At 27.7% G+C, this 12,950-nt stretch carries 13 protein-coding genes; 10 read left to right on the top strand and 3 right to left on the bottom strand.

What is annotated here, in order from left to right:
• Nucleotides 1-30: 30 nt before the first annotated feature.
• Entirely contained in the window at nucleotides 31-840 is an 810-nt protein-coding gene (gene panB, locus AACT_RS11850; RefSeq protein ID WP_172127157.1) for a 3-methyl-2-oxobutanoate hydroxymethyltransferase, read from the bottom strand.
• Between the two features lie 133 nt (nucleotides 841-973).
• On the opposite strand from panB, the gene AACT_RS11845 reads away from it, so the two are divergent.
• The 10 genes from AACT_RS11845 to AACT_RS11800 all read left to right on the top strand — a co-directional run bounded on the left by AACT_RS11845 (nucleotide 974) and on the right by AACT_RS11800 (nucleotide 10,444).
• Entirely contained in the window at nucleotides 974-1,783 is an 810-nt protein-coding gene (locus AACT_RS11845) for an HAD-IIB family hydrolase (protein WP_216658199.1), read from the top strand.
• Nucleotides 1,776-2,939: a glycerate kinase type-2 family protein gene (locus tag AACT_RS11840; protein ID WP_172127155.1), complete on the top strand. Its 1,164-nt coding sequence runs from the start codon at nucleotides 1,776-1,778 to the stop codon at nucleotides 2,937-2,939. The genes AACT_RS11845 and AACT_RS11840 overlap by 8 nt, the downstream gene beginning before the upstream one ends.
• The gene (locus AACT_RS11835; protein ID WP_172127153.1) at nucleotides 2,932-4,143 is read left to right on the top strand and encodes a glycosyltransferase family protein; all 1,212 of its coding nucleotides are present in this window, start codon (nucleotides 2,932-2,934) and stop codon (nucleotides 4,141-4,143) included. Before AACT_RS11840 ends, AACT_RS11835 begins: the two co-directional genes overlap by 8 nt.
• Entirely contained in the window at nucleotides 4,140-5,879 is a 1,740-nt protein-coding gene (locus AACT_RS11830; protein WP_172127151.1) for a sugar phosphorylase, read from the top strand. Before AACT_RS11835 ends, AACT_RS11830 begins: the two co-directional genes overlap by 4 nt.
• A gap of 30 nt (nucleotides 5,880-5,909) precedes the next feature.
• A complete protein-coding gene (gene galU, locus AACT_RS11825; RefSeq protein ID WP_172127149.1) occupies nucleotides 5,910-6,746 on the top strand; it encodes a UTP--glucose-1-phosphate uridylyltransferase GalU in 837 nt (278 codons plus the stop codon).
• Between the two features lie 161 nt (nucleotides 6,747-6,907).
• On the top strand, nucleotides 6,908-8,323 hold the full coding sequence (locus AACT_RS11820) for a chloride channel protein (RefSeq protein ID WP_172127147.1): 1,416 nt from the start codon (nucleotides 6,908-6,910) through the stop codon (nucleotides 8,321-8,323).
• 62 nt (nucleotides 8,324-8,385) lie between these two features.
• Nucleotides 8,386-9,126 carry a tryptophan synthase subunit alpha gene (gene trpA, locus AACT_RS11815; protein WP_172127145.1) on the top strand — a complete coding sequence of 247 codons (741 nt, stop codon included), beginning with the start codon at nucleotides 8,386-8,388 and terminating at the stop codon, nucleotides 9,124-9,126.
• Nucleotides 9,127-9,128: 2 nt separating this feature from the next.
• The gene (locus AACT_RS11810; RefSeq protein ID WP_172127143.1) at nucleotides 9,129-9,866 is read left to right on the top strand and encodes an arginyltransferase; all 738 of its coding nucleotides are present in this window, start codon (nucleotides 9,129-9,131) and stop codon (nucleotides 9,864-9,866) included.
• A complete protein-coding gene (locus tag AACT_RS11805) occupies nucleotides 9,856-10,083 on the top strand; it encodes a hypothetical protein (RefSeq protein WP_172127141.1) in 228 nt (75 codons plus the stop codon). The genes AACT_RS11810 and AACT_RS11805 overlap by 11 nt, the downstream gene beginning before the upstream one ends.
• Nucleotides 10,076-10,444: a hypothetical protein gene (locus AACT_RS11800; RefSeq protein ID WP_172127139.1), complete on the top strand. Its 369-nt coding sequence runs from the start codon at nucleotides 10,076-10,078 to the stop codon at nucleotides 10,442-10,444. The genes AACT_RS11805 and AACT_RS11800 overlap by 8 nt, the downstream gene beginning before the upstream one ends.
• A gap of 37 nt (nucleotides 10,445-10,481) precedes the next feature.
• Here AACT_RS11800 and feoB read toward each other — a convergent pair whose 3' ends face one another.
• A complete protein-coding gene (feoB, locus tag AACT_RS11795) occupies nucleotides 10,482-12,590 on the bottom strand; it encodes a ferrous iron transport protein B (RefSeq protein ID WP_172127137.1) in 2,109 nt (702 codons plus the stop codon).
• The gene (locus tag AACT_RS11790) at nucleotides 12,583-12,807 is read right to left on the bottom strand and encodes a FeoA family protein (RefSeq protein WP_172127135.1); all 225 of its coding nucleotides are present in this window, start codon (nucleotides 12,805-12,807) and stop codon (nucleotides 12,583-12,585) included. Before AACT_RS11790 ends, feoB begins: the two co-directional genes overlap by 8 nt.
• Nucleotides 12,808-12,950 lie beyond the last annotated feature (143 nt).

Raw genomic sequence — 12,950 nt, 5'->3', positions numbered from 1 at the left:
TTTTAAAGTAATCCTTTAAATTTTGCCATGTTAATATTCTTCTTCTTTTGAAGGAAATGAACTATCTTGAACATCACTTCTATATTGGTTTATTGCTTCTTTAACCATTGAAGCTCCTTGCATATAATGTCTTACAAATTTTGGTTTGAAATCTTCAAAGAAACCTAACATATCTGACCAAACTAAAACTTGACCATCAGTTACATTTCCTGCTCCAATTCCAATAATAGGCACATTTACAGCTTCAGTGATTTTTTTTGCAACATCACTCATTACACCTTCTACAACAATAGCAAATGCTCCTGCTTTTTCAACTGCAATGGCATCTTTTATTAACTGTTCTTCATCTTCTTTATTTTTTCCTCTTACTTTATATCCACCTTCACTTCTCACATATTGTGGCATAAGACCAATGTGTCCCATAACAGCAATTGAGTTTGATGTTAAGTGTTCTATAATATCAGCTCTATCTGCTCCGCCTTCTATTTTAATGGCTGCTGCTTTTGTTTGTCTATAAACTTCAACTGCATTTTTTAGGGCTTCATTTTTATTTATGTATGTTCCAAATGGCATATCTAAAATAACAAAAGCTTTTGGTGCTCCTGCACATACTGCATTTGTGTGATATATCATTTGTTCTAGTGTTGCTGAAAGCGTATCTGCTTTCCCTGCAAAGCTCATATTTAAACTATCACCCACTAAAATCATATCTGCAATTTCTGCAAAAAGCTTTGAAAATAGTGCATCGTATGCTGTAATCATTGTTAATTTTTTATTATTTTTTGAATTTTTGATTTTTGTAATATTCATTTTCTCAAAATCGTTTGTAATTATGCTCATAATATAATTTCCTGTACTTTATCTAGATAGATATTCTATCACAAAAATCTTTTTAATAAATAAAATAACATAAGTGCGCATTTTGCTACTGTATATTCTTTATACAAGGATAACTTTTAATTTTGGTTATTAAATGCTATTATTAATTATGAAAATCATAATATTTACAGATTTAGATGGTACATTTTTAAATCATGATGACTATTCTTATAATGATTCCCTTCTTGGAGTTAGAAAAGTTTTAAGTGAAAATATACCTTTAATATTTACTACAAGTAAAACAAAAGTCGAGGTTGAGACCTTACATGAAAGGTTGAAAATCAATGAGCCATTTATTATAGAAAATGGTGCTGCATTATTTATTCCAAAAAATTATAAAGAATTGGACTTTTCATTTTTAGATGAGTATGAAAATTATTATATTTATCAATTGGGATTATCCTATGAGAAAATTTTAGAATTTTATAATAAATATAAAGAAGAATTTGAGATTTTAGGTTTCTCGGATATGAATAAATGGGAGCTAATGAAATACACAAAATTAGACTCTACTATTGCAGATTTAGCAAAACAAAGAGATTTCACAGAGCCATTTATTTTAAAGGATGAATCTAAATTAAAAGCTTTAGAAAAAATTGCTTTCGAATATGGAATAAAAATTACTAAAGGTGGAAGATTTTATCATTTAATTGGAATTAATCAAGATAAAGGAAGAGCAGTTAGTGAAACAGTAAAAATATTTGAAAAGGTATTTAATACAAAAACTAAAACAATTGCCTTAGGTGATGGACAAAATGATATTGCTATGCTTGAAAATGTGGATGTTCCAATTATAATTAAAAACCACAAAGGTGGATATATAAACTGTAAAATTAAAAATATTCAAAAATCAACTTACAAAGGCTCTACAGGTTGGAGCGAAATGGTGTTAAAAAATGTCTAGAAAAGAATTAGAAAAAATATATTTTAAAGCCTTGAATAAGGTAAAAGCAAAAACAATTATTAAAGATAATGTATCTATTAAAGAGAATATCTTAAATATAGTAGATGAGAAAATAGATTTAAATAAAATCAAAAAATTATATATATTCTCTGTTGGAAAAGCTGGTTTTTCAATGGCTAAAGAGTGTGAAAAAATTTTAGAAGATAAAATAAAAGGTGGTTTAGCAATTTCTACATCAAAAGGAAAATTAAAATACATAAAACATTTTAAGTCAAGTCATCCTTTAGTTTCTAAAAAAAGTATAAAAGCTGGAACTTTATTACTTGATGAAGTATCTAATTTGCAAGAAGATGATTATTTTATATTTTTGCTTTCAGGTGGTGCTTCTGCAATGATTGAAAAACCAATTGATGGATTAAATTTAGATGACTTTTCAAAAATATCAAAAGCACTATTATCAAGTGGTATAGATATTAAAGCTTTAAATAGTGTAAGAAAATCTATTTCACAAATAAAAGGCGGAAAACTAGCTAATAGTATTAAAGCTCAAGGTTCTGTTTTAGTTTTAAGTGATGTTATTGGAGATGACTTAAATACAATTGGCTCTGCTCCTATGAATAATGGAAAATTCAAACACTACATTATAGGAAATAATAAAATAGCTTTAAAGAAAGCCAAAAAATATATAGATAAAAAAGTAGATAAGACAAAAATTATAACTACTTCCCTTGATAAAAACTCTATAGAAGCTAGTTCTTACATATCAAATATAATTAAAGAATATGATAAAAAATATGAAAGTTTTTGTTTATTATTTGGTGGTGAAACTACAACTATAGTTGAAGCAAATGGAAAAGGTGGACGAAATCAAGAATTGGCTTTACGATTGTTAATTGATAATAAATTTAATAAAAATATTTCTATTTTATGTTCAGGAAGTGATGGAATTGATGGAAATAGTGATGCAAATGGAGCTTTTGTTGATTTTGAGATTTCTGAAAAAATAAAAAAATTAAATCTTAATGCAAATGAGTATTTAAAAAATTGTGATAGTAATACATTTTTTAATAAGCTTTCATATGATTTTGTAACTGGAATTACGGGTACAAATGTAATGGATTTTATAATAGTTTTAAAGGAGAAAAACAATGGCTGATTTTTTTCAAAATGGAGTTATAACAACTTTACAAGATCTTGGAAATAGAAGTATAGAACATATGGAAAGTGAACTTGAAGAATTTGGTAAAAGACATCAAATGGTTCTTCTTTTACCTGCATTATATTCAGAGTTCCAAACTCCTGCGATGCATAAAATTATTGAAGAATTAAAGGGTGTAAAATATTTATATAAAATTATATTAGGTTTAGATAAGGCAACAAAAGAGCAGTTTGAAGAAGTTAAGCAACTAATGTCAGTTTTACCTTGTAGGGTTGATGTGTTATGGAATGATGGACCTAAAATTCAAGAATTATATAAAGATTTGACAAATGAAGGTTTTCCCGGACTTAATACTCCTGGAAAAGGAAGAAATGTTTGGACAATGATTGGTTATGGATTAACAGATAAAGATGCTTATGCTTTTGCACTTCATGACTGTGATATTGTAAATTATAATAGAGAAATTCCTGCACGACTTTTTTATCCTATTATTCATCCTGGACTTGATTTTGAATTTAATAAAGGATTTTATTCAAGGGTAACAAATAAACTACATGGAAGAGCTACAAGGCTTTTATACACACCTTTAATAAATTCACTTACAAAGGTTTATGGTTCTAGTAGATATTTAGATTATATGGAAAGTTTTAGATATGCCTTATCGGGTGAATTCTCTTTTATAAGAAGTTTAGGAAGAGGTATTGCTATTTCCCCCACTTGGGGATTAGAAGTTTCAACTTTAAGTGAGGTCTATAAAAATACTTCAAATAGAAGAATATGTCAAACTGAAATTATGGAAAGTTATGAACATAAACATCAAGAATTAGGAAATTCTGATAGTGGCGGTGGAATATATAAAATGGCCAATGATATAGCTAAAACACTTTTTAGAGTTATGGCTCAAGAAGGAGTTGTTTTTAGTGAAGCATCTTTTAAAACATTATTAGCAACTTATTTCCAAGAAGCAAGATTTGAAATATCAAAATACAATGCTTTAAGTAAATTAAATAACTTAGAGTACATAAGAGAAAAAGAAATACAAGCAGTAATGGAGTTTGAAAAAGCCATAAAAGAAGCTTCAAAAGAGTATTACGAAGATCCTATGGGAATTCCAGCATTATCTCCTTGGATTACAGTTCGTTCTGTTTTACCTGAGTTTTCAGATAAGTTCGCAAAATACGTCAGTGAGGATAACCAATGAAACATATATCAAGCCCCAATCATAAAATAAATAAAAGACTAAACAAACTCTATCCACCTTCTATTGCTGAACTTGCTATCAATGATATTATAGACTTAATCTTTAAATACAAACAAAGAATCAAATCCCAAGAATATCACTTAAGTCAAAAAGATATAGTATTGATAACTTATGGAGACCAAGTAAGTAAAAATCATGAAGCTTCACTTAAAACATTAAATGATTTTATGGATAATCATTTAAAAGGTGTAATTAATTCAGTTCATATTCTTCCTTTTTATCCTTATTCTTCAGATGATGGTTTTTCAGTTGTAAATTATAGTGCTGTTGATCCTCATATGGGATCTTGGCGAGAAATTGAAGAGATAAGTAAAAATTATAGACTTATGGTAGATGGTGTTATAAATCATATTTCTCAATTTTCAGATTGGTTTAGAGCATATTTAAGTGGAGACCCTTATTTTCAAGACTTTTTTATTGATTTGGATCCATCTATTGATTTAAGTAAAGTTGTACGTCCAAGGGCTAGTCCACTGTTAAGTGAATTTGTAGATGATGATGGAAAAATTCATAATATTTGGACTACTTTTAGTAAGGATCAGGTTGATTTAAATTACAAAAGTCATAGGGTTTTACGAAATGTTCTAGATGCACTTTTTTATTATATAGAAAAAGGTGCAACACTAATAAGACTTGATGCCATTGCTTTTATTTGGAAAGAAATAGGAACACAATGTGTTCACCTTCCTCAAACCCATGAGTTAATACAGCTAATGCGAGATGTTTTACATGAGGTTGCACCTGAAGTTATAATAATCACAGAAACAAACGTACCACACCATGAAAATGTATCATACTTCGGAAGTGGTGATGATGAAGCGCAAATGGTTTATAACTTTGCTCTTCCTCCACTTTTAGTTCATTCTATTTTAAATGGAAATACAAAAACTTTAAATTCTTGGGCAAAGACTTTAACACTTCCAAGTGATAAGGTATGTTTCTTTAATTTTACGGCTAGTCATGATGGTATAGGCCTTAGACCTGTAAAAGATATTTTAAAAGATGAAGAAGTTGATTTTATTGTACAAAAAGTACAAGAGCATGGTGGATTAGTATCTTTTAGAGCAGAAGAAGATGGAACAAAAACTCCTTATGAGCTAAATTGTTCTTACATAGATGCTCTTACTAATCCAAATGAAGATGATGCAATTAGATTAAAAAGATTATTAGTAACTCAAGCTACAGTTTTGGCAATGCCAGGAGTTCCAGGTATTTATTTTCATTCATTAGTTGGGTCTAGAAATTATCGAGATGGTGTGAAGCATACAGGTGTAAATAGAACTATAAATCGTGAAAAATATCATATTGATTGGTTAGAAAATGAATTATCAAAACAAGGAAGCTTGGCAAAAAGTGTTTTTGATAGTTATAAAAGATTAATATCCATAAGAATAAATGAAGAAGCTTTTAACCCTTTTGGAAAATTTAATTTTCTAGATATGGGTGAAAAAATATTTGCCATAGATAATGTATGTGCTAAAGGTGTTGAAAGAATTATAGCTATTCATAATTTTTCAAATGAGGAAGTAATTTGTATCCTTCCTAAAAATATAAAACTTCCTTTGTATGATATTTTATCTACAAATTATGGAGTTTTATCACAAGAAGAAAATGAGCAAAAAAGAGAATTTAAACTCGCACCATATCAAATTATGTGGTTAAAAGGAACAATTTAAATAAATAATTAAACAAATAAAGGAGAAAGAATGATTAAGAAATGTTTATTCCCAGCAGCAGGTTATGGTACAAGATTTTTACCAGCAACAAAGGCAATGCCAAAAGAGATGTTACCGGTACTTACAAAGCCGTTGATTCAGTATGGAGTTGAAGAAGCTATTGCAGGTGGATGTGATGTTATGTCTATTATTACAGGAAGAGGTAAAAGAGCCATAACAGATCACTTTGATATATCATATGAGTTAGAACATCAAATAAAAGGTTCATCTAAAGAAGAGATGTTAAATGACATTAGAAAAATTATTGAAAAATGTACATTTACTTATACTAGACAAAATGAGATGAAAGGTCTAGGTGATGCAATATATAAAGGAAGAATGTTAGTGGGTGAAACGGATCCATTTGCTGTAATTCTTGCAGATGATTTATGTGTTAATCCAAAAGGTGATGGTGTTTTAACTCAAATGATAAAATTATATGAGAAATATAAATGTTGTATAGTAGCTTGTATGGAAGTTCCAAAAGAGGATGTTCATAAGTATGGTGTTATTGAAGGAAGTAAAATTGAAGATGGAGTTTTTATGGTATCAAATATGGTTGAAAAACCTAATAATGATAAAGCTCCTTCAAATTTAGCTGTTATTGGAAGATATATTTTAACGCCAAGTATTTTTGAAGTAATATCTAAAACTAAACCTGGTAAAAACGGTGAACTTCAAATAACAGATGCTTTATGTACCCAAGCTAAAAGTGGCATGGTATTAGCTTATAAATTTAAAGGTAAGAGATTTGACTGTGGAAGTGTTGATGGTTTTGTAGAAGCCACAAATTACTTTTATGATTTAGAAAAAAAAGCAAAAAAATAGTTTAATAAAAAAATTTAGGCTGAGGTTTGATTATCTTAGCCTATTAAAAATTAGAATTTGAATATTTAGTATAAAAAGAACTATTTTAAAGTACAAGTAAATAAGTCTTTAGTTAAAATTAAATACTAAATATAAATTTAAAATAAATATAAAGCTTTCTTATGAAAAATGACTTAAATATCCCAAAACACTTAGCCGAACAAACTATTTTATTTGCCAGTATCTCAAAATGGATAATCTTATCATCTTTAATTGGTGCCTTGATTGGTGCAGTTGTTTCTTTATTTCTAAAACTTTTAGAATATTGTGAAAATTCTAGGGAATTATTACCTTTTAATTATTACTATACTTTGCCTTTTGCTTTAGCAATAACGGTTTTTATTGTGAAAAAATTTGCTCCAAGTGCCCAAGGTCATGGAACAGAAAAAGTAATTGAAGCTGTTCATAAAAATTCTGGAAAAATAAATATTAGTGTTGTTCCTACAAAACTTTTTGCAACGGTACTTACTATTTTTGCAGGTGGTTCTGTTGGTAAAGAAGGTCCTGGTGCTCAAATTGGAGCATCATTAGCTTCTTTTATTGCAATGAAACTAAATTTTTCAAATAGAGATAGAAAAAAAATTGTAATTTGTGGAATTAGTGCAGGATTTGCTTCTGTATTTGGAACTCCACTTGCAGGTGCTATTTTTGGAGTTGAGATATTAATTGTTGGTGCTTTAATGTATGATATTTTATTACCTTCAATTGTGGCTGGTTTTTCTGCATTTTTAGTAGCAAAGATGCTTGGTATTAATTATACATATTTTTATATTGCTTTTTATTCAAGTTTTGATTTTAATTATGTTTTATTATCAAAAATTATTTTAGGTGGAATATTTTTTGGACTAGTTGCAGATTTTATTATCACTACCTTGAGTACTTTACATAAATATGTTGATAAGATAAAAATTAATTATATTTTAAAAGCTTTTTTTGGAGGAATGCTTCTTGTAATTTTAACTTTAATTATTGGAGAAGATTATCTAGGACTTGGTTTTCATACAATAAAAGACTCCTTATCCTATAACATTGAAGCCTATGAAAATGTACCTTGGTATGCTTTTATTATGAAAACTATTTTCACTTCTATAACCTTGGCTTTTGGTGGAAGTGGTGGAGTTATCACGCCCATATTTTATGTTGGTGCAACAAGTGGAAATTTCTTTGGATATTTAGTAGATGGATATATTCCATTATTTGCAGCACTTGGCTTTGTAAGTGTTTTAGCAGGAACAACAAGTGCCCCAATTGCTGCTATGATAATGGCAGTTGAGCTTTTTGGGATGGATGTTGGGCATTATGCTGCTATTTCAATTATTATTGCTTTTTTAATGACAGGACATAGAAGTGTATTTCCTTCTCAGCTTTTATCAATGAAAAAATCAGAAGCGATAGATATAAAACTAGGGCAAGAAATTATAAATAGCCAAACTTCATATACAACAAGATTTTTTATTAATATTCAAAATATTATTAATGTACTTTTAAAAAGAAGTAAAAAAGATACTAAAGAAAATACAGAAGATAAAAAAGAATAATTAATAGTTTAAAAGTAGATTTTAGATAAAATAATTTAAATTTTAAAGATAGGATTACGATTTTGAAAAAATTAGTAGGTTATATTACGTCGTCGCTTCCAAATAACAATTTTACAATTGATTTAGCATATAGTATGAAAGATGCAGGTGTTGATACACTGGAGTTAGGAATACCTTTCTCTGATCCTGTAGCAGATGGTCCAATTATTGAAAAAGCAAATTTAATTGCTTTAAATAATGGTTTTAAATTAAAAGATTTATTTGAAGTATCTTCAAAAATTGCAAAAGATATTGATACTTTATGGATGGGTTATTTAAATCCGTTTTATCATTATGGTATGGAAAAATTTTTACAAAATGCTCAAGAATATAATATTCAAGGAACAATTATTCCTGATCTTCCTTATGAAATGGCTCAAAATTTCCAAGGCTTATTTGATAAATACAATAAAGCAAATATTTCATTTGTAGCACCAACAGATAGTGAAGAAAGAATAAAATTAATAGTAGCAGATGCTAAAAAATTTATTTATATGGTTGCTTATGCTGGAATCACAGGAAGTGGTCAAAAAGAGGATTTAACTTCAATTATTAATAATGTAAGAAAATATTCAGATACACCTTTATATATTGGTTTTGGTGTTGATGAAAAGACTTGTAAAGAGAAAATTGTTGGGGTTGATGGAGTTATAGTTGGAAGTGCTTTTGTAAAACACATACTTGATGATAGTTTATCAAACGATGAAAAAATTAAGAAAATTAGTGCTATTGCAAAAGAGATAAAAGAAAAAATAAACGAATAATTATGTTTACTCAAAGTCCAGATATTGAATTCTTAGAAGAGAATAGAACATGCTCTTATTTTGATGAAAAAATATCTGATATTAGATACAAATATATTCATTCTTGCTCTTCAATTCAATACCAAGGTATGTTAGAAAGAGGGTGGAGAAGATTTGGTAAGATGCATTTTGTACCAGAATGTAAATCTTGTACAAAATGTGTTTCTATAAGAATTGATGTTGCTAACTATAAATTTTCTAGATCAGAAAAAAGAGTAATTGCTAAAAATAAAGAAACTAAACTTTATATAAGACCACCATCTTTGACTATGGAACATCTAAGTCTTTATGATAAGTATCATAAATTTATGAATGATAAAAAAGATTGGCCTTATAGTCCTATTGATCCAAATGATTACATAAAATCTTATGTTGAAGGAAAAGAAAATTTCGCAAAAGAATTTTTATATGTACGAGATGATAAATTAATTGGTGTTGCCTTAGTTGATATTTTAGATAAGTCAATATCTTCGATTTATTGTTATTATGATCATGATTATGCAGATTTATCAATAGGAAAATTTTCTATTTTAGCACAAATAAAAATTGCAAAAGAGCTTAATATTCCTTATATTTATTTGGGATATTGGATAAAAGACCATTTTTCAATGGGATATAAAAAAGCATATGAACCTTTTGAAGTTTTAGAGAATAGGGCTTATTTGGATGAAAGACCTATATGGAGAAAAAATGAATTATAATATTATTGTAATAATAAGTATTGTAATTTGTGCTATAATCTCTATGCTTATTAGTTACTATTTAGTGTTATTTATTTTGGGGGAGAATAGTTCTTTATTTAAAATAGCTCAATTAATAATTACAATAGTTTCAATGACAACATTTTATGCTCCAATTAAATATTTATTAATGAAATTTATGGATATAGAACAGGAAGAAAGAGAAAAAAATGATTAAATATATGGTTTCTTTTTTACTATTAGCAAATGTAATGTTTGCAGAAAATGCAATAGTAGAAGAAGAAAAAACAATAGAAGTTACACAAGTATATAATCCAAATGTAGATTGTTTGATTTTAGAAGATGAAAATTCAATTATTTGTAAATTTGAAGTTATTAGAGATACAAAAGATCAGCAAATAGTTATAAATTGGGTTAGCCCAACAGGAGAAATCTCAAGAACTAGAGAAATGAACATTCCAGCAGGAGATGTCTCAGCTTATGATTATAGATATCTTGATGGTAGAGAAGGTGGTAAATGGAATTTTAAAATCCTTTATAACCAAAATGAATATAGTTCTTCTTTTGAATTAAAGTAAATAAATTATAGTAGAAATAATAAGCTAAGATAAAATCTTAACTTATTATTAGTTTTGTTACATTATAAGCGATAAAAGATAAAACCCATGCAGTGGTAGTTGTAAATACAAATAAATATCCCAAATACTTCCATCCTCCAGCCTCTTTTGCAAAAACCATAGATGCAGCTAAACAAGGCAAATAAATCATAACAAATACAATAAATGCAATTGCAGATGCAAATGGAATATTGTTTTTGATTTTATCAATTAAACTATCTGATGTTTCATCGTTTTCTCCACCTAATCCATATAAAATAGATAATGTAGAAACCACAATCTCTTTTGCAGCAAGTCCAGTTTCAAGGGCAACTGTCATTCTCCAGTCAAATCCTAAAGGTGCAAAAAATACTTCTGTAGATTTTCCAATATATCCTAAATAAGAGTTTTCTAGATTGTATAAGCCTAATTCATTTGTAAGGTTTTGTTTTTCTTCTTCTGTGCTTGCTAATTCAATCTTTTGATTAAATGTTTCTTCTACCTCTAAATGTTTTGGATAATTACTTGCAAACCAAATAAGTAAAGATGCTGCTAAAATATATGTTCCTGCTTTTTTTAAATACATCATTGCTTGATTTGAAACTGTATGCCAAATTAGTTTAAATGATGGAAGTCTATATTTTGGCATTTCCATTACAAAAGGTTCATCTTCACTTTTAAATACAACAATTTTTAATAGTTTTGCAGCAAATAATCCTAATAATGCACCACTTATATATATTAAAAATAGTATATTCCCAGCATTACTTTCACCAAAAAATGCTCCAACAAAAAGTACATAAATAGGAAGTCTAGCACCACAAGACATAAATCCTATAATAAATAAAGTTAATAATCTATCTCTTTCATTTTTAAGTGTTCTTGCTGCCATATATGCAGGAACTGAACATCCAAACCCTGTTACTAAGGGAATAAATGATTTTCCATGAAGACCAAATTTATGAAAAAATCCATCAAGTAAAAAGGCAACTCTACTCATATAACCTGTAGTTTCAAGTAAAGCAATACCAAAAAATAAAATCACAATATTTGGTAGAAATAATACAACAGAACCAACACCTGCTATTGCTCCATCTGCTATTATTGAAGAAATTTGATTATCTCCTAAAATTACTTTTGTTGAATCAATAATACTTGCAAAAAAAGCATCTATAATATCCATAGGAATGGTTCCTATTTCAAATGTTAATTGAAATAATCCCCACATTAAAAATAAAAATATTGGTAATCCAACAAATTTATTTATTAAAATTGAATCTACCTTTTCAGTTAATGTTTTTTTCTCAATAATTTTTTGTTTTACAGTTTCAGTTACAGCACCTCTTGCAAAAGCAAATTTCTCATCATTAAAAATATCTTCAATATTTTTTGTATTAAAATGAATATAAAGGTGCTCAAATGATTCATTTAAAACAGCTTGCAGTTTTACCCAAATTGGTTCATCATGGAACTGCTTATATGTTTGCTTATCTTCTTTTAATAGTTTGATTGCTATTTGTCTATATGTTTGAGTTGTTTTGTATCCACAATCATGTAATAAAGCTGAAATAGTTTCAACCTCTTCTTCTATTACATCTGAAAAGCATAATTTTGTTGGAAGTTTTTCACTTTCAAATTTTGAAACAATTTCATTTAAAAGTCTATCTATACCACTTTTTTTAGCAGCACTTGTTTTAATACAAGGTTTTCCAAGAATTTTACTTAATTGTAGTTCATCAATAGTTATTAATTCTTTATCAGCTTCATCACTCATATTTAATGCAAGTATCATTTTTTTATCAAGAGCTAATAATTCTGAGGTTAAAAGAAGATTTCTTTGCAGATTTGTTGAATCTAATACATTTAAAATAATGTCATAATCTTCTTTATCTAGAAATTCTTTAGTAACTTTTTCTTCAAGAGTATAATCATTTAAAGAGTAAGCTCCTGGTAAATCTGTTATTTGAATTTGATAGTCTTTATATTTAAGAAAAACTTCTTCTTTTGCAACGGTTACACCTGAGAAATTTCCAACTCTTAGTCTTGCATTTGAAATTGAATTAATAAGCATAGATTTTCCAACATTAGGTTGTCCAACTAAAGCAATTTTTATTGTTTTATTATGCATATTTAACCTCAATTTTTTCAGCTTCACTTAGTCTAAGAGCTATTTTAGATTGATTGATTTTTATTTCAATTGTACTTTTTGTAAGGGTTAATTCTTCTATTTTTACAATAGCACCTTTTATAATCCCAAATGAATAGAGTCTATTCTTAAGTACTTTATCACAATTTATAGATATGACTTCAGCACTTTCTTTAATTTTTAATTCATTTAATGTCATTCATTTACCTTTTATAGTATTAATAATGATTATTATAATATAATTTAACTTTTTAATACTTGATGTGTATCAATAAAATATATTTGTAATTTTTGTTAACTTTAGATATACTGAATCAGTATAAAATTTTTTAAGGTGTACTT

It is taken from the genome of Arcobacter acticola, assembly GCF_013177675.1.
GTDB classification, from domain to species: domain Bacteria; phylum Campylobacterota; class Campylobacteria; order Campylobacterales; family Arcobacteraceae; genus Aliarcobacter; species Aliarcobacter acticola.
Note: the sequence above shows the minus strand (reverse complement) of the source record. Positions and strands in the feature narration are given on the sequence as shown.